Source organism: Mycobacterium sp. (assembly GCF_025933915.1).
Classification (GTDB): domain Bacteria; phylum Actinomycetota; class Actinomycetes; order Mycobacteriales; family Mycobacteriaceae; genus Mycobacterium.
Genome location: NZ_JAICZA010000046.1, coordinates 10,493 through 29,677, shown reverse-complemented (window position 1 = coordinate 29,677; position 19,185 = coordinate 10,493). Strand labels below are relative to the sequence as shown.

At 69.2% G+C, this 19,185-nt stretch carries 15 protein-coding genes; 6 read left to right on the top strand and 9 right to left on the bottom strand.

Annotated features, from left to right (window positions below):
* Positions 1-112: 112 nt before the first annotated feature.
* From Q0W90_RS09905 to hemL, 7 genes are all read right to left on the bottom strand, one after another.
* Positions 113-1,414, bottom strand: a complete 1,302-nt coding sequence (locus Q0W90_RS09905) for an AAA family ATPase (RefSeq protein WP_297774348.1) — start codon at positions 1,412-1,414, stop codon at positions 113-115.
* An 83-nt stretch (positions 1,415-1,497) separates the two neighbouring features.
* Positions 1,498-2,487: a c-type cytochrome biogenesis protein CcsB gene (gene ccsB, locus Q0W90_RS09900; protein ID WP_297596405.1), complete on the bottom strand. Its 990-nt coding sequence runs from the start codon at positions 2,485-2,487 to the stop codon at positions 1,498-1,500.
* Positions 2,484-4,097: a cytochrome c biogenesis protein ResB gene (locus tag Q0W90_RS09895; protein ID WP_297596453.1), complete on the bottom strand. Its 1,614-nt coding sequence runs from the start codon at positions 4,095-4,097 to the stop codon at positions 2,484-2,486. The genes ccsB and Q0W90_RS09895 overlap by 4 nt, the downstream gene beginning before the upstream one ends.
* Positions 4,098-4,210: 113 nt before the next feature.
* On the bottom strand, positions 4,211-5,002 hold the full coding sequence (locus Q0W90_RS09890; protein ID WP_297596403.1) for a cytochrome c biogenesis CcdA family protein: 792 nt from the start codon (positions 5,000-5,002) through the stop codon (positions 4,211-4,213).
* Complete coding sequence (locus tag Q0W90_RS09885; protein ID WP_297596451.1) at positions 4,999-5,571, bottom strand: TlpA disulfide reductase family protein; 573 nt, start codon at positions 5,569-5,571, stop codon at positions 4,999-5,001. The genes Q0W90_RS09890 and Q0W90_RS09885 overlap by 4 nt, the downstream gene beginning before the upstream one ends.
* Positions 5,572-5,588: 17 nt before the next feature.
* The gene (locus Q0W90_RS09880; protein WP_297596401.1) at positions 5,589-6,197 is read right to left on the bottom strand and encodes a histidine phosphatase family protein; all 609 of its coding nucleotides are present in this window, start codon (positions 6,195-6,197) and stop codon (positions 5,589-5,591) included.
* Positions 6,197-7,546 (bottom strand): glutamate-1-semialdehyde 2,1-aminomutase, encoded by a 1,350-nt coding sequence (gene hemL / locus Q0W90_RS09875; RefSeq protein ID WP_297774345.1) that lies wholly within the window; start codon positions 7,544-7,546, stop codon positions 6,197-6,199. The genes Q0W90_RS09880 and hemL overlap by 1 nt, the downstream gene beginning before the upstream one ends.
* Before the next feature lie 100 nt (positions 7,547-7,646).
* On the opposite strand from hemL, the gene Q0W90_RS09870 reads away from it, so the two are divergent.
* The 3 genes from Q0W90_RS09870 to Q0W90_RS09860 are packed head-to-tail and all read left to right on the top strand — an operon-like array spanning position 7,647 to position 10,145.
* The gene (locus Q0W90_RS09870; protein WP_297596397.1) at positions 7,647-8,039 is read left to right on the top strand and encodes a nitroreductase family deazaflavin-dependent oxidoreductase; all 393 of its coding nucleotides are present in this window, start codon (positions 7,647-7,649) and stop codon (positions 8,037-8,039) included.
* A gap of 10 nt (positions 8,040-8,049) precedes the next feature.
* The gene (locus Q0W90_RS09865) at positions 8,050-9,231 is read left to right on the top strand and encodes a mandelate racemase/muconate lactonizing enzyme family protein (protein ID WP_297774341.1); all 1,182 of its coding nucleotides are present in this window, start codon (positions 8,050-8,052) and stop codon (positions 9,229-9,231) included.
* On the top strand, positions 9,228-10,145 hold the full coding sequence (locus Q0W90_RS09860) for a 2-dehydropantoate 2-reductase (RefSeq protein ID WP_297774338.1): 918 nt from the start codon (positions 9,228-9,230) through the stop codon (positions 10,143-10,145). Before Q0W90_RS09865 ends, Q0W90_RS09860 begins: the two co-directional genes overlap by 4 nt.
* A 26-nt stretch (positions 10,146-10,171) precedes the next feature.
* Here Q0W90_RS09860 and Q0W90_RS09855 read toward each other — a convergent pair whose 3' ends face one another.
* Positions 10,172-11,542 carry an amino acid permease gene (locus Q0W90_RS09855; protein ID WP_297774336.1) on the bottom strand — a complete coding sequence of 457 codons (1,371 nt, stop codon included), beginning with the start codon at positions 11,540-11,542 and terminating at the stop codon, positions 10,172-10,174.
* 287 nt (positions 11,543-11,829) lie between these two features.
* On the opposite strand from Q0W90_RS09855, the gene Q0W90_RS09850 reads away from it, so the two are divergent.
* From Q0W90_RS09850 to Q0W90_RS09840, 3 genes are all read left to right on the top strand, one after another.
* Positions 11,830-12,693 (top strand): alpha/beta hydrolase-fold protein, encoded by an 864-nt coding sequence (locus Q0W90_RS09850; protein WP_297594140.1) that lies wholly within the window; start codon positions 11,830-11,832, stop codon positions 12,691-12,693.
* A gap of 51 nt (positions 12,694-12,744) precedes the next feature.
* Positions 12,745-14,865, top strand: coding sequence for an acyltransferase family protein (locus Q0W90_RS09845; protein WP_297774351.1), 2,121 nt, complete (start codon positions 12,745-12,747; stop codon positions 14,863-14,865).
* Between the two features lie 268 nt (positions 14,866-15,133).
* Positions 15,134-18,436: a LuxR C-terminal-related transcriptional regulator gene (locus Q0W90_RS09840; RefSeq protein ID WP_297774334.1), complete on the top strand. Its 3,303-nt coding sequence runs from the start codon at positions 15,134-15,136 to the stop codon at positions 18,434-18,436.
* Here Q0W90_RS09840 and Q0W90_RS09835 read toward each other — a convergent pair.
* Positions 18,433-19,119: a GDSL lipase gene (locus Q0W90_RS09835; RefSeq protein ID WP_297697691.1), complete on the bottom strand. Its 687-nt coding sequence runs from the start codon at positions 19,117-19,119 to the stop codon at positions 18,433-18,435. The genes Q0W90_RS09840 and Q0W90_RS09835 overlap by 4 nt on opposite strands.
* Positions 19,120-19,185: the final 66 nt, after the last annotated feature.

Sequence of the window (19,185 nt, the reverse complement as noted above, 5' to 3'; positions counted from 1 at the left end):
CCGCTAGCTCGATGGCGGCGGCCCGCCGCGCCCGGCTACGGCCTGTAGTGGTGACCCGCTGCGCCCGGCTACGCCGCGCTTGCGATCGCCACGGCCGCGCTTGCGACCCCCGCTAGCCCAGGACGCCCGGGTTGCGCTGGTCGCCCGGGAAACCGTCGGCGACGATCGCCGCCAGCTCCGTGAGCGCTTCGCGGGTCCCGCGCCGCAACCGGTCCAGGTCGATCTCGGCGCCCTCCTCGAGATGCGGGTCGAACGGCACCAGCTGGACCGCGCGGCAGCGCCGGGAGAAGTGGTCGATCACCTTGTTCATGTCGACCTTGCCCGGGCGCGGGCGCACCCCGTTGATGACCGCGATCGAATTGCGGACCAGGTCTTGGTGGCCGTGGGCGTCCAGCCAGTCCAGCGTCGCCGACGCGCTGCGCGCGCCGTCGATGGACGCCGAGCTGACCACGACCAGGGCGTCGGCCTTCTCCAGCACCGACGTCATCACCGAGTGCAGCAACCCGGGGCCGCAGTCGGTGAGCACCAGCCCGTAGAACCGTTCCAGGATTTCCAGGATCCGCGCATAGTCCTCGGCGCTGAACGCTTCCGAAATGGCGGGGTCCGTCTCCGATGCGAGCACCTCCAGACCGCTGGGACCCTTTGAGGTGTAGCGGCGCACGTCGCTGTAGCGCTCGATGGTTCCGGCGTCGTGGAGCAGCTGGCGCACCGTCGCGGCCGTCTCCAGGGGGATCTTCTGGCTGAGCGTGCCGCGGTCGGGGTTGGCGTCCACGGCCACCACCCGGTCGCCGCGAATGGACGCAAAGGTGGCGCCCAGCGTCGCGGCGACCGTCGTCTTGCCGACCCCGCCCTTCAGCGACAGGAACGCCACCCGATACGAGCCCCGCAACGGACGGTTCACCTGGGCGACCAGGTTGTTGTATCGGCTCGCGCGAGGGCTCTCGCCCAGGTTGATGAGCCCGCCGGACATCTTGTACAGCAGCAGGCGCCACCCGTCGGACGGCGGTGGCTGAACCGGCCGCAACAACATGCCGGTGGACAGTTCCGGATACGGCGTGTGTGGCAGGTGCTCGGGACGCTGCGGCACCCCCCGGACCTGCGTGGGCGGCGCGTCCGGGCCGGTGTAGTAGGCGCCGTAGGCGGTGGGGTCGACGCGCGGGATACCGGTGACCGGTGTGGAGTCCCACGGCGGCATCCCGGGTCGGGGCGCCGTGGGAGGGGCCGCCTCCTGGTGCTCGGGCCCGGGGACGCGACGTTCGGTGCGGAATCCGGCGAAGACGCGAGTGGGGGCGTCCCCGCCCGAATCCGACTGCGGTTCGCCGGTCTCCTGCGGGCCCGCCGACGACGACTGTGGGGGAATTTGCGTGGTTGGTTGTTCGGGCGCCCCCACGCCCGCCATTGGATGCTCGGACACTGCATTCCCCCTTGTTGTGCGCACTCGGTGTGCGCTATTCCCTTTTGTGCCTTATTCGGGGCGGTTGTTCACCTAGTTCGCCCTCAACCCACGCCCGCATAAGAATGCAGGCCGACAGTGACCAGATTAACGAAGAACAAATTGAAGATCATGGCTACAAACCCGGCGACATTGATCCAGGCGGCTTTCCTGTCCCGCCATCCGGCGGTCGACCTGGCGTGCAGGTAGGCGGCGTAGATCACCCACGCGACGAACGACACCGTCTCTTTGGGGTCCCAGCCCCAATATCTGCCCCAGGCTCCTTCGGCCCAGATGGCCCCGAAAATGACACCGAAACCGAACACCGGGAACGCGAAGATCGTGGTGCGGTAGGCGATGCGGTCCAGGGTCGGCGCGTCGGGGAAGCGCCGCACCAGCCGGGCCGGCGCGCTAACACTTCCATCGGCGGCGGGATCCGCCGCTAGCCGGGAGGTGCGCAGCAAGAACAGGATGCTGGCGATCCCGGCGACCATGAACACCCCGGACCCCAGGCTGACCACCGACACGTGGATGGGCAACCAGTAGGACTGCAGCGCGGGCATCACCGGCGCGGCATTGGTGTAGAGCCAGCGTCCGGACACCGTGAGCAGGATCAGCACCGGCAGCAGCAGAAAGACCCACAGCGGGCGGTATTGGCGGCGGCGCAACACGATCGCCCCGGCGATCAACCCGCACAAGCAGGTCAGGTTGATGAATTCGTACATGTTGCCCCACGGCACCCGCATCGTGGCCAGGCCGCGCAGCACCAGGCACGCCAGCAGCAGGCCGGTGCCCAGGTAAACCACGGACAACCCGGCGCCACCGACGCGCTCGTCGATCGGGCGCTGGGCTGCCCCTTCGACCACGCCGGGGGTGGTGGCGTCGGTGCTGACCGAACCGGCCAGCACCTGGGCGCGCTGATCCACCCGACGCCCGCCCGCGTAGGCCAGCTCGAAGGCCAACAGCAACAGGGCGATGACGAGGGCGACGACGGCCGACGTGAACGCCCAGTCGGAGTAACGCGCCAGCTCGACGTTGACGTGCAGCGTGTTCATGTGACGTCCACCTGAGAACTCCTTTGGGACACCGGGGGCGTCTCGGCGAGGCCCACCGCGCCGGGCTCGCCCAGTCCGTCCAGCAACCGCTTGGTCAATCGCTCGAACTCGTCGCCCCACCCGGAGTTGTCGGTTCGCGCCAGGCCGCCCAGCTCGACGTTCACCGTACCGGGTGCGCCGCCGGCGTCGGGCGTCAGACGGACCCACACCCGGCGGCGCCGCACCAGCAGCGACACCACCAGACCGCCCATCATCGTGATCGCGAAGACGAGCACCCAGGTCTGGCCCGGGTCATGGGAGACCTGCAGGTTGACGAACGGCACGGCGCCGTCGAAGCGGATCACGGTACCGGCGGCCGGCCCCTGGTCGATGCGAACCGCCTGGCCGGCGCGCAGGTTGACGCGCTTCTCCTTGCTCAGCCGGCCCTGCTCGATCAGCCGGGGATCCAGGGTGAACAGCGACTGCGGCCGCCCGGTGTCCAGGCCGGTGTCGCCGCGGTAGATGTCGACGGCCACCGCGGGGGCGTTCAGTGCCGGGAAGCGCGACGACAAGAGTGCGCCGTCCAGCTGCTCGGTCGGCGCCAGCAGGCCCTGGATGGCGATCTGATGCTTGCGGCGCTCCGCGGGGTCGGGGTAGCTGCCAGCCGGCGGATCGATCCGCGCCACGCCCGACGAGAGCAGGGTTCGCGGATCGTCCGGTCGCCACTGCACGGTCGACGTGCGGACCTGCCCGTCCGGGAAAGTGACGGTGAAGGTGGGCGCGTAGCCGTGCCCCTGCAGGTACACGCGATCACCGCCGAGCCGCAGCGGGTGGTTGACCTCCAGCTGGTAGTGCCGCCAGGTGTTGGCGGTCAGGTCCTCGCCGGACTGATAGTCGATGTGCGCGGCGAACGAGGTGGCCTGCCCGGACGGCAGGTAGTGCGCCACGAAGTCGTCGACCCGGATGCACACCGGGTGCAGCGAGGTGCCGTCGACGGTGTTGCCGGCCCGGAACGAGTCGAACGCGGCCGGCGACGCGGAACAGAAGCCCGGGCCCCCGTCGGCGACGACGATCACGTTGCCCTCATAGCCGAACAGCTTGCCGGCCGCCACCGCGGCCAGCAGGCCCAGCAGGGAGAAGTGGAAGAGGATGTTGCCGAATTCGCGCAGGTAGCCCTTCTCAGCCGACACTTCCACGACTTCCGAATCCGCTGGATCGGTGCCGTCGTGGTGCCGGATGGCGGTGCGCCAGCCGCGCAGCAGACCGGTGATCGCGTTGGCCAGGGTGTTCAGCTGTTCAGCGCCGGCCTGGATCTGCTGGCTGGAGTACTTCGGCAGCCGGGCCAGGTTGCGGGGGGCGGCAACCGGGGTGGACCGCAGGCTGCGGACATGCTCGATCATCCGCGGGGTGACGCAGCCGACCAGGGACACGAACAGCAGCACATAGATCGCGGTGAACCAGAAGCTGGAAAACACGTTGAAGGCCTGCAACCGATCCAGCCACGGCCCGATCACCGGGTGGGCTTTCAGGTAGTCGTCGACCTTGCCGGCGTTGAGGCTGCGCTGCGGCACCAGCGCCCCCGGTATCGCGCCGAGCGCGAGCAGGAACAACAGCACCAGCGCGGTGCCCATGGACGTCAGCGCGCGCCAGGTGTTGCGCGCCTTCTGCGCGAGCAGACGCAGAATCGCACGGGGACGGGTCTTTTCGTGCGATTCTGCGTCTGCTCGCGGCTCTACGGGCGCGCTCAAATCGGGAGCCTCACGTCGGACACGAACGCGTCGCGCAGCCAGGAGACGAAGTCGTTCCACACGCCGGTGACCAGCAGGGCCCCGACCGTGATCAGCAGCACGCCGCCGAACACCTGGATGGCCCGGGTGTGCCGGCGCAGCCAGCCCATCCCCGCCACCGCGCCCGCCGAGCCGAATGCCAGCAGCACGAACGGGATGCCCAGGCCCAGGCAGTACGCGATCACCAACACGGTTCCGCGCGCCACGCTGGCGCCGTCGGTGGCCGAGGCGACGGTGATCACGCCGGCCAGCGTCGGCCCCAGGCACGGCGTCCAGCCCAAGGCGAACACCGCGCCCAACACCGGCGCCCCGGCGACCGTGGTCAGCTGCCGCGGGCTGAACCGGGCCTGGCGTTGCAGGGCCGGGACGAGCCCGACGAACACCAGCCCCATCACGATGGTCAGCACGCCGCCGGCCCGCTGCAGCAGCAGCTGGTTGGTGATCAGCGCGGTCGTCATGCCGAGGACGGCGACGGTGCCGAGCACGAACACCGTGGTGAACCCGGCGACGAACAGTGCCGCCGAGCCGGCGACCCGCCACCGGGCGCCCGGCGCGGCTTTGACCGGGTTTTTGTCGGCGCCGGCGCGGTCAAATTCGTCAACGCCGACGACCGCGGCCAGGTACGAGAGATAACCGGGCACCAACGGCACCACGCAGGGCGAGGCGAACGACACCAGCCCTGCCAGCAGGCACACGCCGAGCGCCACCAAAAGCGGCCCGGCGGCGGCGATCTGGGTGAAGCCGGTCATTCTTGCGCCATTCGCTGCACCACGGGCTGCAGGTCGGCCGCCAGCATTTCCCGCAGGAAGACCGCCGCGACGCGGTGCTGGCGGTCCAGGATCAGCGTGGACGGGATCACGGTGGTGGGGTACCTGCCGCCGAACGCGATCAGGGTGCGCATGGCCGGGTCATAGATCGACGGGAACGTGACGTGCCGGTCGTTCACGAAGTCCAACGCCGCTTGCCGGTTGTTGTCGCGGACGTCGATGCCCAGAAAAGACACCCCGGCGCCGCGGGTGGCGTCATACACCTGCTGGAGCTGGCTGACCTCGGCCCGACACGGTCCGCACCACTGCCCCCAGACGTTGATGACCACGACCCGGCCGGCGAAGATCGGATCGTCCAGCGACAGCGTGTGCGCGGGGTCGGCCAGGTCGGCGCCGGACAGTGGGCCGGGGCGGCCACGGCTGGACGGCGGGTTGTAGTAGATGTCGGTCTTGCCGCCGGGCGACACGAATTCGAAGGTGCCGCCCTGGGCGACCGCGTCATGGCCGGAGGAACAGCCGGCGAGCAGGCTCGTCAGCAGCACCCCGGCCATCGCCTGTCGCCAGATGGTCACGGCGCCGCCGGCTGGCAGTACTCGACGCCGGCCAGCCGGTCGCCGTCGTAGACCAGGGTCGTCACCGACGCGAGGCCGCATTGCCGCCGCCGCGGGTCGTGCCAGAGCCGCTGACCGGTCAGGTGCAGGCGCAGCGTCCACACCGGCAGCTGGTGGCTGACGCACAACACCTCGTGGCCGGCGCCGCGGGCGCGGGCCTTGTCGACCGCCGTCTCCATCCGGGCCGCGATCTCGGCGTAGGGCTCGCCCCAGGACGGCCGGAGCGGGTTGCGCAGCTGCCACCACACCCTCGGGTCGCGCCAGGCGCCGTCGCCGGGGCTGACGCGGCGGCCCTGGAAGAAGTTGGCGGACTCGATCAGGTCCGGGTCGCTGTCGACGGGAAGGCCGTGCCTGGCGGCGATGGGCGCGGCGGTTTCCTGGGCACGTTGCAGGGGCGAGGCGATCACCGCGACGATGTCGCGGTCGGCGAGCGCGTCGGCCACCGCGGCCGCCTGCGCCCGGCCCGCCTCGGACAGGTGAAACCCGGGCAGCCGCCCATAGAGGATGCCGCTCGGGTTGTACACCTCGCCGTGCCGGACGACGTGCACCCGGGTTTGCTCGGCCATCAGGATTTCCCCTCCTCGGCTTCGGCGGCGGCCCTGGCCGCGGCCGGCAGGGCGTCGGCGATGCGGTCGAACGCGCCGTCGTCCAGCGCGGTCGAGACGAACCACGCCTCGAAGGCGCTGCACGGTGGGTAGACGCCCGCGTCCAGCAGCGCGTGAAAGAACGGCGGATAACGCCAGGTCTGACTGGCCCGCGCGGACGCGAAATCCGTCACCGGCGTGTCCGAGAAGAACACGCTGAGCATGTTGCCGGCCCGCGGAATCTGGTGCGGCACACCAGCATTCGTCAGAGCCTCGGAGAAGAGCCCGGCCAGCCGGTCCGCGTTGGCATCCAGCGCGGCGTAGGCGGCGGCATCGGCGTTGCGCAGCGTCGCCAGCCCGGCGGCCATGGCGACCGGGTTTCCCGACAGGGTGCCTGCCTGATACACCGGGCCCAGCGGCGCCAGCCGTTCCATCACCTCGGCCCGCCCACCGAACGCGGCGGCGGGCAAGCCGCCGCTCATCACCTTGCCGAAGGTGAACAGGTCGGCATCGACGGGATCGATTCCGTACCAACCACTTCGGCTGACCCGGAAACCCGTCATCACCTCGTCGATGATCAGCAGCGCGCCGTGTTCGGCGGTGAGCGCGCGCAGCGCCGCGTTGTAGCCCGCCGCGGGCGGAACCACCCCCATGTTGCCGGGGCTGGCTTCGGTGATCACTCCGGCGATCTGGTCGCCGAACCGGGCGAAAACGGCGGCGACGCTGTCAACGTCGTTGTAGGGCAACACGATGGTGTCGGCCGCCGTCGCCCCGGTGACGCCCGGCGAGGACGGCAGACCCAGCGTCGCAACCCCGGAGCCCGCGTCGGCGAGCAACGCGTCGACATGGCCGTGGTAGCAACCGGAGAACTTGATGATCTTGGCCCGGCCGGTGAAGCCGCGGGCCAGCCGCACCGCACTCATGGTGGCCTCGGTGCCGGAGTTGACCAGCCGGATCCGGTCCACCGGCGCCACCCGCCCGATCATCTCGGCGGCCAGCTCGCTCTCCGCCGGAGTGGGCGCCCCGAACGACAGACCCGAGGCGGCGGCCTTGGCGACGGCGTCGACGACGGCGGGGTGGGCATGCCCCAGGATCATCGGCCCCCACGAACAGACCAGGTCCACGTACCGGTTGCCGTCGGCGTCGGTCAGCCAGCACCCGCGGGCCTGCGTGATGAACGGCGGCGTCCCGCCTACCGCCGTGAACGCTCGAACGGGAGAGTTGACCCCGCCGGGAATGACGGCGCAGGCGTCCTCGAACAACCGTGCCGACACCGCCGTGGCCCGTGGGGTCCCCGCGGCGTGCGCGATCGCCTGGTCACTGCTTCCCATGACGACCAGTGTCCCAGCCTTCGCGGCCCATCCAACTACAGGGTGTAGCAGAAGGGGCCGAGGGTTGATGTCGCCCGGTGCCGGCGAGTTGGATAGTGGCATGCAATTACCACAACGCGTAGCCCGCTTCAACCGGCACGTCACCAACCCGATTCAGCGACTGTGGGCCGGCTGGGCCCCATCCTTCGCCATCATCGAGCACGTCGGACGGCGCTCCGGAAAGCCTTATCGCACACCGGTGAATGCGTTGACCGCCAGCATCGACGGCAAACCCGGCGTGGCGATCCTGCTGACCTACGGCCCCGACCGGGACTGGCTGAAGAACCTGACAGCGGCCGGAGGCGGACGGATACGCCGCTACGGTAAGACGTCCGGCATCACCGACCCACAAGTCGTCACCAAGGCGGAGGCAGCGTCGCATGTCGTCCGCGGGCGGCGGATCTTCGCGCGTCTGCCATTCGAGCAGGCGGTTCTGTTCACGCTGACGCCCTGACCACCGGGTGATGCGGATCGCGGCGATCGTCGAGCGGGCGGTCGGCCTCGGCAGCGGTCGACGCCCTGCGCCCGCCAATGCGGTGGTCAACTTCTCCCATCACACGGTTTCTGTGGTCGCGGTGATCACCGACGTGATCCGGCACGGGCGGCCCGTGGTGGGCGTGGCCTTCGACTCGATCGGGCGGTTCGCGCAGAGCGGAATCCTGCGGGACCGGATGATTCCGCGGGTGCTGGCCGCCTCCCCCGATGCGCTGCTGGACGCGTCCGGGCTCCTCGACCCGGCCGCGGTCCTGGCGTGCGCGCTGACCGACGAGAAACCCGGCGGTCACGGGGACCGGGCGGCGGCGGCGGGCGCGCTGGAACTGGCGTGCTGGGACCTCAATGCCAAACTGCGCGACGAGCCCGCGTGCGTGACCATCGCCCGCCATGCCGGACGAGAACCCGCGCCGGCGGTGCCGGTGTATGCCGCCGGCGGTTACTACTACACCCGGGGCGGTGCCGATCAGCTGCGCCGGGAAATACGCGGGTACCTCGACCTCGGCTATGACGCGGTCAAGATGAAGATCGGTGGCGCCACGCTGGACCAGGATCTGGCGCGGATCGAGGGCGTCATCGACATCGTCGGTGACGCGGGACGGGTCGCGGTCGACGCGAACGGCCGGTTCGACCGGGACGAGGCCATCCGTTGGGCGAGCGCGCTGGCCCCCTACGGCCTGCGCTGGTACGAGGAGCCGGGCGATCCGTTGGATTACGCGCTGCACCAGGCGGTGACGGACTGCTATGCCGGCGCGGTGGCCACCGGCGAAAACCTCTTCTCGGTGCCGGACGTGACGAATCTGGTTCGCTACGGGGGCATGCGGCCGGATCGTGATGTCTTCCAGATGGATCCGGGACTGAGCTACGGGCTATGCGAATACGTGCGGATGCTCGACGTGGTGGAAACCCATGGTTTTGACCGCCGCTTCGCGTTCCCGCACGGCGGGCATCTGATCAACCTGCACGTCGCGGCCGGCCTCGGCCTGGGCGGGTGTGAGGCTTACCCCGGAGTGTTCGCGCCGTTCGGCGGCTATCCCGACACCTGCGTGGTTACGGGGGGCCGGATCGCGCCGACGGACGCCGCGGGTTTCGGGCTCGAGCAAAAGGCGGGTCTTGCCGAACTGATCGCGGAGCTGACCGGAGACAGCGGATGAAGATCGCGGTAATAGGTTGCGGTGCAATGGGTTCCATCTATGCTGCCAGGCTGGCGGCCGCGGGCAACGACGTGCTGGCCATCGACCGCCACCAGCCCAGCATCGAACAGATCAGCCGGGGCGGGCTGCGAGTCACCGGCCCGGGCTACGACCAGGTGGTGCCGCTGCGGGCAAGCACCACCGCGCCCGACGAGCCGATGGATTTGATCGTGCTGGCGGTCAAGGCGGCCGACGTGACGGTTGGTGCGCGGCAAGCTCTTCCGATGCTGGGTGCGGCCACACCGGTGTTGACCATCCAGAACGGTCTGGGGTCGGCGGAAACCGTCGCGGGCATCGTCGGCGCCGAGCGGGTCGCCGTCGGGATCGCCAGCGGGTTCGGCGCGTCCCGCGTGGCCCCTGGCCATGTGCATCACAACGCCATGCGCGCGATGCGTTTCGGCGCCTACTCGTCGTTGCCGCATGCGACGGTCGAATCGATCGCGCGGGCCTGGGCCGATGCCGGATTCGACGCCGCCGCGGTCGCCGACATCGCCGCCATGCAGTGGGAGAAGCTCATCTGCAACGTCGCCTACAGCGCGCCGTGCGCGCTGACCGGCATGACCGTCGGCCAGGTGATGGACGACCCGCAGATGGGGCCGGTCAGCCAGGCCGCCGCGACCGAAGCGTGGACGGTCGCGCGCGCCTCCGGCATCGCGGTGGCCGTCACCGACCCCATCGCCCACGTTCGCGCCTTCGGCGCGCAGCTGCCCGACGCCAAACCGTCGGCGCTGCTGGACCACGAGGCGCGCCGGGTCAGCGAGATCGATGTCATCAACGGCGCGGTGCCACGCCAGGGTGCCCGGATCGGCGTGGCGGCCCCGGTGAACGCGACGCTGACCGCCTTGATCACGTCGATCGAACGGCAGTGGGGCTGAGTGGGCGCACGTTAATAGCCCATGCACTAGCGCTTTTGGGAGAACGGCAACCGCTTGCTCAGCCGATTATGTCGGTGCGCGACGACGTAGAGCCCCAGCACCACCGCCCAGGACAGCAGGCTGAGCCACAGTTGACTGCGCGCGGCGTGATCGAACGCCATCCGCACCAACACCGCGGTGATTCCGAGAAGAGTGAGGATCGACAGCACCGGGAAGAACCACATCTTCACCGTCAGCTTTTCCGCGGGCGTCCGGCGGCGCAGGATGATCTGCGACAGGGCGATCAGCAAGTAAACAAACAAGATAACGGCGCCCGACGAGTTGAGTAGGAACAGGAACACCGTGTTGGGGGCGACCCGGGCCATGATGACGCACGCGAATCCGACCGCCGACGAGCACAAGATCGCGATGTAGGGAACGCCGCGGCCGCTCAGCTTGACCAACCGCATCGGTGCCTCGCCCCGGTCGGCGAGCACGAACAACATGCGCGACGCCGTGTAAAGCCCCGAGTTCAAACAGGACAGCACCGCGGTGAGCACGACCGCGTTCATCACCTGATCCGCCCCGGGCAGCCCCATGTGCTTGAGCGCGGCCACATACGGCGAAGCGCCTAATTCCATGGAATCCCAAGGCAGGATCGCAACGAGCAGAAAAACCGAACCGACGAAGAAGATGCCGATGCGCGCCACGACCGAGCGGGTCGCCCTTTGGACCGCGAGTTCGGGGTCGCGACTTTCCGCCGCGGCGACGGTGACGATCTCAGCGCCCACCATGGAGAAGATCACCACCACGATGGCGGCGAACACCGCGCCCACACCGTGGGGAAAGAAACCGCCGTGCGAGTGCAGGTTGCTCAGGCCTCCGTGATGGCCCGGCATCAATCCCAGGACATACGCCGTACCCACGGCGAGGAAGATCACGATGGACGCGACTTTGATTCCGGCGAACCAGAATTCGAACTCGCCGAAGGACGACACGGAGAACAGGTTGGTCGCGGTCATCAACAGCATCAGGCCCAGCGACAGCAGCCACAGCGGGGCGTGGAACCAGTAGGTGAGTACTTTTCCGCCGGCGACCGCCTCGAAGCCCACCACGATCACCCAGAAGTACCAGTACAACCAGGCGACGGAAAACCCCGCCCAGCCGCCGAGGGCCTTGGCCGCGTAGTCGGCGAACGATCCGGTCGACGGGTTCGCGGCCGCCATCTCGCCCAGCATCCGCATCACCAGGACGATGAGCAGACCGCACAGGGCATAGGTGAGGAACGCGGCCGGGCCGGTGTCTTTGATCACCACCCCGGATCCGACGAACAAGCCGGCGCCGATCACACCGCCGAGGGCGATCATGCTGAGTTGCCGCTGCGACAGCCCTTGGCGCAGTTGCGAAGTGCCAGCCATGACCAGCCACCCCCTGAGCGCATCGCGGTGTTGGTCATCAACCACAACACATCGGGCGCCGGGACACCAGCCGGCGGTATCAGCGGCTGCGCCAGAAGGCAATCCGATCGCAATGTTGCGGGTGGTGGCAATCATCGCCGTTGGCGCTACGCTGTGTACCGATCCCGCCTCCGAACGCCCGAAAAGATCACCGCTTCGTGACCGAAAGGTCACGCCAGATCACACAATGCTTCCAATACGGCGTGGCTCGGCGGGTAATACCGGCTCAGCGCGGCATCATTGCGATCATGCCTGACCTCACACGCCGGGTGGTGCTCCGGACGGGCGCCGGTGCCAGCCTCGGAGCCGCCGGCGTGTTCGCCTTCAGCTCGCTCCTGGCTCCGGACACGGCGCACGCCGCGAGGTTGCCTCAAGCTCCCGCCCCGTTCGAGCCGCCGACGGCGGGCAGCGCCCTGCCGACCAGGCTCACCGGATCATTCGTGTCGGCCGCCCGCGGGGGCATCAAGACCAACTATGTAATCGCCATGCCGCCCGGCCAAACCGGGATGCTGCGTCCGGTGATCGCGCTACACGGCGTGGACGGCGACGCCAACCAGATGATCGACATGGGGGTTCCGGACGGGCTGGCCCGGCTGGCCAAGGAGGGCAAGCCGCCGTTCGCCGTGGTGGGCGTTGACGGTGGCAACACCTATTGGCACAAAAGGACTTCCGGCGAGGACTCCGGTGCGATGGTGCTCGACGAGCTGCTGCCGATGCTGTCCACAATGGGTTTCGACACCTCCCGGGTCGGTTTCATGGGGTGGTCGATGGGCGGATACGGGGCGCTTCGTCTGGGTGCCAAGCTGGGGCCGTCACGGACCGCCGGTATCTGCGCGGTCAGCCCGGCGTTGTACACCTCATACGCGACGAGCGCCCCGGGCGCGTTCGACAGCAACGAGGACTTCGTGCAGAACAGCGTGATGGGTCTGCCGGCGCTGAATTCGATTCCGCTGCGAGTGGACTGCGGTAACTTCGACCGCTTCTATTTCGCCACAAAGCAATTCATTTACCAGTTGAAAACTCAACCGGCAGGCAGTTTCTCGCTCGGCGGCCACGACGTCGCCTATTGGCGCACCCAATTACCCGGCGAACTGGCCTGGATGGCGACCTAGCCAACGCAGATGACACTTCGGGAGGAATCAGTCGCCAGCAGCCCACGCCACGTGGAGCGGCGGACTTCCCGAAGGGGATTCCGGCCCGACATCGAGGGACTGCGCGCCGTCGCGGTGATCGCCGTGGTGCTCTACCACGCCGGCATCCCGGGAGTCAGCGGCGGTTACATCGGGGTGGACGTCTTCTTCGTCATCTCCGGCTTTCTCATCACCGGGCTGCTCTTTCGGGAAGCGACCACCACGAATACCGTTGCGCTGGGGCGATTTTACGGTGCGCGCGCCCGGCGACTGCTGCCGGCTGCGGCCATCGTCGGCACCATCACCGCGATCGCTGCGGCCGTGGTGCTGCCGCCGCTACAGGCGCGCAGTGTGTTCCTCGACGGCATCGCCAGCGCCCTGTACGTCGGCAACTACCGGCTCGCCCTGCACGGCACCGACTACCTGACCGCCGACGCGCCGTCGCCGTTCCAGCACTACTGGTCGCTGGGCGTCGAGGAGCAGTTCTACCTGGTGTGGCCGGTGCTGATCATCGCCGTCGCCTGGTCGTTCCGGCGCATCCCGGTGCTTCGCCGCGTGCCCAGCCCGGCGCCGTACGCGGCGGTCCTCGCGGTGGTCGCCGCCGCGTCGTTGACGGCGGGCGCGCTGTGGACCCACACATCGCCGTCGTGGGCGTTCTTCTCGCTGCCCACTCGGGCCTGGGAACTGGCGGCCGGCGGCCTGGTCGCCCTGTCGATCCAGCAGTGGCGCCGGCTGTCGCTGCTGACCGCGTCGATCGCCGGCTGGGGCGGCCTGGCGTTGATCCTGCTGACCTGCACCCAGCTGGGCGCCCACACCCCCTACCCCGGCGTCCAGGCGCTGCTGCCCGTGCTGGGCACCGCGCTGATCATCGGCGGCGGCGCCGTCACCGGCGGACTCGGGCCCGGTCGGCTGCTGTGCCGCCCGGCGATGCGCGCCGTCGGCCGGATCTCCTACTCCTGGTACCTGTGGCACTGGCCGGTGCTACTGCTGATGCCGGCGCTGCTCGGCGAGCCCGCGGGACTGCCGGCCAGGTTGAGCGCGACGGCCGTCTCCGCCGGGCTGGCCGTCATCACCCTGCATCTGGTGGAGAACCCCGGCCGCTTCGCCGCGGCCCTGCGCCGCTCGGTGAGAGTCAGCCTGGTCGTGGCGGGCGGCGCCAGCGCCGCCACCGCCTGCGCATGCATGCTGCTGCTCAACGTGATCCCCGCGCCCGTCGGCCATGGGGCTGCCGCCCCGCGGGCCAACATCGTCGCGGCGCCCCCGGCCGGCATCCCCGCGCTCAGCCCCCAGGAAGCGGCGGTCCGTCAGGCCTTCGACCAGGCGCGCGTCATTCTCGCGGCGGCCGCCGGCCTGCGCGCCGTCCCGTCGAACCTCGACCCGCCCCTCGCGGAGGCGCCGGCCGACAAGGCCGCGGTGTTCGTCAACGGCTGCGTGCGATCCTGGCGCGACGTCGGACAAAGCGAGTGCGCGACCGGTGACACCGCCTCGCCGACGACCGTGGCCCTGATCGGCGACTCGCATGCGGCCATGTGGAACCCGGCGTTCGAGCAGCTCGCCGAGCAGCGGCACTGGCGGCTGGAGACGCTGGCCAAGGTGACCTGCCCGCTGCAGGAACTGCACATCGTGAGCCCGTATCTGGGCCGCGAGTACACCGAATGCGAGCAGTGGCGCGCCCAGATCATGGCCCGCATCAACGCCGAACACCCGCGGCTGGTGGTGCTGGACATGAGCCGGCGCTACGGCGGGGACTTCGGTTTCACCTCCTATGACCCGGCCTGGATCGACACCCTGGGCCGCACCGTGGCGCAATTGCGCGGCACCGGCGCGACCGTCCTGGTGCTGGGGCCTGCCGCCGACCCGCATTCCCCCGCACCGACCTGCCTGTCCGCCCACCTTGACGACGCAACCGCTTGTGCGCCAACGAGATCCGCGGCGGCAAACAGTGACGGGATCGCCGCCGAGCGTGCGGCGACGACGGGCAACGGCGGGCACTACGCCGACCTGACCGACCTGTTCTGCTCTCCCGACCGCTGCCCGCTGATCGTCGGCAACACCCTCGTGTTCCGCGACGACAACCACGTGACGACCGAGTATGCGCAGTTGGTGGCACCGCTGATGGGTGCGCTGGCGGATCGCGCCCTGGCGGACGGGTGAACCGCAATGAACTTCTTGCGGCGAACGAACGTCAGATCAGTGAAGGGCTTTTGGAGGTCTTAGTCATGTCTCCGCTGCTGCTGGCGTGCATCGCAGTCACCGCACCCGTCGCCGGGATCGGCCTGCTCCACCTGCAAGATCGCCTCGAGCGATGGGACTACGAGCGGCACGCGGAAGACTGACACCCGGTTCAAAGGGCGGTAAATCCGCGTCGTCGCGGCCGTGGTCTACGCATTTATGCCGATGTTTTGCGTCTCGGCGCGCCCGCATGCTGGCTAACATGAGCGAGATCGATACGCCGCTGGTGGACTGGAGCGAGCAAAGCATGAGCGACCTGCCGATTGGCACCGTGACGCTGCTGCTTGCCGACGTCGAAGGCTCCACGCGGTTGTGGGAAACGCAGCCGGAAATCATGGCGACCGCGCTCGAGCGCCTCAATCGAACGGTGGACGACCTGGTGGTCGCGCACGGCGGCGTGCGCCCGGTCGAACAAGGCGAGGGCGACAGCTTCGTTCTCGCGTTCGCCCGCGCCAGCGACGCCGTGGTTTGTGCGCTCGAGTTGCAGCTGGCCGCGCTGGCGCCGATCCGGCTGCGCATCGGGGTGCACACCGGGGAGGTGCAGTTGCGCGACGCCGGCAACTACGCCGGGCCCACCATCAATCGAACCGCGCGGCTGCGCGACCTCGCGCACGGCGGGCAGACCGTACTGTCCGGTGCCACCGAACCGTTGGTGGTCGACCGGTTGCCCACCGACGCCTGGTTGACGGACCTGGGTATGCACCCGTTGCGTGACCTGCCGCGCCCGGAGCGGGTCGTGCAACTCAACCATCCCGAGCTGCGCAACGAATTCCCGCCGCTGCGGTCCGCGAATGATGTTGTCGGAGCGCATCTTCCGGTCCAATTGACGAGCTTCGTGGGTCGCGGCCCGCAGATCGGTGACATCACGCAGCTGTTGAAAGAGAACAGGTTCGTGACCCTGACCGGGGCCGGCGGGGTCGGCAAGACGCGGTTGGCGATCCAGGTCGCCACCGAAGCGGCACGGGAGTTCGGTGGCGGGGTCTGGTTTGTCGACCTGGCGCCGGTCACCAATCCCGTCGTCGTGCCCGTCGTCCTGGCACGCACCCTGGGCCTAGTCGACCAGCCGGGCCGATCCACCATGGAGGCGGTGGCGAAATTTGTCGCGAATCGAAAGATGTTGCTGCTCTTGGACAATTGCGAGCATCTGCTGGACGCCAGCGCGGGCCTGGTGATCGCCCTGCTCGACGCCGGCACCGATATAACGGTGCTGGCGACCAGCCGCGAGCCGATAGGCATCGCCGGCGAGCTGACGTGGCGGGTGCCGTCGCTATCGGCGGACGGCGACGCCCTCGCATTGTTCGTCGACCGGGCCCGCCGAACGAGGCCGGATTTCCAACTCACCGAGGAGAATTCGGCCGCGATCGGTGAGATCTGCCAGCGCCTGGACGGGATCCCGCTGGCGATCGAGCTGGCGGCCGCACGCACCCGCACCCTCTCGCTGACCCAGATCGTCGACGGTCTGCATCACAACTTCCGCCTGCTCGTCGGTGGCGCCCGCACTGCGGTCCGCCGCCAGCAGACGCTGCGCGCCTCCATCGACTGGTCGCACGCCATGCTCACCGAGCCCGAACGGATCCTGTTTCGCCGCCTGGCGGTGTTCATGGGCGGCTTCGACCTCGACGCCGCCCACGCCGTGGGCACCGACGCCGACGTGGAGCACTATCAGCTCATCGACCTGCTCGGGCTGCTCGTCGACAAGTCGCTGATCGTCGCCGAGGAAATCCACGGCATGATGCGATACCGCATGCTGGAGACGGTCCGCCAGTACGGCCTGGAAAAGCTCGCCGAATCGGGCGAAGCCGAGGTAGTGCGGACCCGCCACCGCGACCACTACACCGCCGTCGCCGTCAGGCTCGAATCCCAGACGAGCGGTGACGGAACGCCGTTGATCCCCTGGGCCGAGCTCGAGATGGACAACCTACGGGCGGCGCACGCGTGGAGTTGCGACGCCGGCGAGTTCGGGCCGGCGCTGCGAGGCGTCTCGGCGTTGCAGCGGCTGTGGGTGACGCGCGCGCGATTCCGCGAGGGCCTGGCCGGGTTCGACGCGGTGTTCGCCGATGAGCGTTACCGCGACGATGACGTCGCCGCCGAGATCTGGATACGGGGGGTGGCCGACGCGGGACTGCTGGCAGTCTGGTTCTCCGTCCCGGCCAGCCTGCAACGGGCCGACGAGGCGCTGGCCGCCGCACGCCAACTCGAAGACCAGGCACTCGTTGCGCACATCCTGATGACCTGCGGCATGCTGGCCACCGGCGACCCCGAGTTGGCGGACCCTTACCTCGCCGAGGCCACGGACCTGGCTCGCGCGTCGGGAAATACTGCCGCGCTTTCTCACCTGCGCGCCTACCAGAGCTTCGCCGAAGGTGTCGCCGGAGACCCCATCGCTGGGCAGGCCGCCGGCGAGGAGGGGCGAGAGCTCGCCGACGGGCTCGGCGACAGCTTCATGTCCCGGTACAGCCGGACGTTCCTCGGGGCCGCGCTGGCGACGCGGGGCAAGCTGGCCGAGGCGCACCTCGTAGCCAGTTCGCTGCTCGTGGAGGCGCGCGCGGCCCACGACCGCCCGATGGAAACGTTCGGTCTGATCATATTTGCGCAGGTGCTTTCATTCAGCGATCCCGCGGCAGCGAGCACGGCTGCCGAAGCCGCCCTGGAAGTCGGGGCCACCTTGGGCGGATTCCACGAGGACTCGGCATACGCGGCCGTGGCCAATGCCGCGCTTGCCAGAGGCGATGCAGTCGCCGCCAAGCAGGCCTGCGACGCGGCCTGGCGACACACCTATCCGCTGAAGGAGCTGCTGACCAGAAGCGTGGTGCCGATGGCCGAGTCCGCCATGGGCTGCGGCGATCTCGTCGCCGCCCGCCGCTGGGCCGACGAGACGGTGCAGGCCGTTCCGGGCTGGCATCGGATGATGGCGCTGATCGCGCGCGCCCGGGTCGCCATCGCGCAGGGTGAGCAGCAGCAGGCCGAGCGCGACCTGCACGACGCCGTCGAGGTCGCCGAGCGCACGGGCGGGCACCTCCACCTGCCCGACGCTTTGGAGTGCCTCGCGGCCCTGGCCGCCGGCACCAATCCCGAGCATGCCGCGCGGCTTCTCGGCGCGGCCGACGGCATGCGCCAACGACGTGGCGAGATGCGCTTCAAGGCCTTTGATAAAGCCTATGACGCATCGGTGGCACAAACCCGAGAAGCCCTGGGGCAGGAGGCATTTGACACCGCGTGGTCCGACGGCAATACGCTGACCACCGACGAAGCCATCGGCTACGCGCAGCGCGGCCGCGGGGTGCGCGGGCGCCCGGCCAGCGGCTGGGAGTCCCTGACGCCCACCGAGCGCGGCGTCATCCGGCTCGTCAGCGAGGGATTGCCCAACAAAGACATCGCGGCGCGGCTGTTCATCTCGCCGCGCACGGTGCAGACCCACCTGACGCACGTCTACGCCAAACTCGCCGTGTCATCGCGTGTCCAGCTCGCCCGGGAAGCGACCCGCCACGCCTAGGTCGACAGCTGTGTGCGGATCAGTGGTGCGATCTTGTCCGCCATGTACTGATGCCCCGCGTCGTTGGGGTGCACGCCGTCGGCGCCGATCAGGTCGGGCCTGCCGACGAACCAGCCTTCGGCGATCGGGTCGATGAACGTCGCTCCCGCGGCCCCGGCCGCCCCGCCCAGGATGTCGCGAACCAGGAACATCGACGGCGGAACGTCGGCGGTCGGCCACGGCGGCCCGATCACCAGCAAGCGCGCGGCCGGCGCGAGTCGGCGCGCCAGATCCAAAGCCGCGTGCGTCTTTTCGGTCAGCAACAGGGGATCGACACCCTGGTCGTTGCGAGAGCCGAAGAACACCACCAGCGCGTCATCGGGCTGAACCGCCCGCGCGGCCAGGTCCTCGAAGATACTGCCGTGGTCGCCGGGCATGCCATAACCGGCGCGGCCCTCAGCAGCCACATCGGCTGAGACCCGCGAACCCCGCGCGCCGAGCGCCTGCCACGCGCGGGACGGCCATGACCGCGCGCCCACGCCGCCCTCATTGGTGCCGGTGGTGTACGAATCCCCGATGACGGCCAGGTGATTCAGCCGGAAGTCCAGCGTCAGCGTCTCGTAGGTGCGCACCTGCGCCGGGGATGCGATCCCCACGCTCGCCAGGAAACTCAACCCAATGAGAAAGGTGGCCAGACGACTCACTCCTACCTCCACTGTCAACGGCATGGTCGGGTGCCGCCGTATTCTCACCGAATATTGCCCGTGACT

Coding starts and splice junctions, on each gene's coding strand:
- Q0W90_RS09840 (WP_297774334.1), top strand. CDS start 15,134: ATGCTGGCTAACATGAGCGAGATCGATACGCCGCTGGTGGACTGGAGC.
- Q0W90_RS09865 (WP_297774341.1), top strand. CDS start 8,050: ATGCGGATCGCGGCGATCGTCGAGCGGGCGGTCGGCCTCGGCAGCGGT.
- Q0W90_RS09870 (WP_297596397.1), top strand. CDS start 7,647: ATGCAATTACCACAACGCGTAGCCCGCTTCAACCGGCACGTCACCAAC.
- Q0W90_RS09855 (WP_297774336.1), bottom strand. CDS start 11,542: ATGGCTGGCACTTCGCAACTGCGCCAAGGGCTGTCGCAGCGGCAACTC.
- Q0W90_RS09895 (WP_297596453.1), bottom strand. CDS start 4,097: ATGGGCACCGCGCTGGTGCTGTTGTTCCTGCTCGCGCTCGGCGCGATA.
- Q0W90_RS09850 (WP_297594140.1), top strand. CDS start 11,830: ATGCCTGACCTCACACGCCGGGTGGTGCTCCGGACGGGCGCCGGTGCC.
- Q0W90_RS09880 (WP_297596401.1), bottom strand. CDS start 6,197: ATGGCCGAGCAAACCCGGGTGCACGTCGTCCGGCACGGCGAGGTGTAC.
- Q0W90_RS09860 (WP_297774338.1), top strand. CDS start 9,228: ATGAAGATCGCGGTAATAGGTTGCGGTGCAATGGGTTCCATCTATGCT.
- ccsB (WP_297596405.1), bottom strand. CDS start 2,487: ATGAACACGCTGCACGTCAACGTCGAGCTGGCGCGTTACTCCGACTGG.
- hemL (WP_297774345.1), bottom strand. CDS start 7,546: ATGGGAAGCAGTGACCAGGCGATCGCGCACGCCGCGGGGACCCCACGG.
- Q0W90_RS09890 (WP_297596403.1), bottom strand. CDS start 5,002: ATGACCGGCTTCACCCAGATCGCCGCCGCCGGGCCGCTTTTGGTGGCG.
- Q0W90_RS09885 (WP_297596451.1), bottom strand. CDS start 5,571: ATGGCCGGGGTGCTGCTGACGAGCCTGCTCGCCGGCTGTTCCTCCGGC.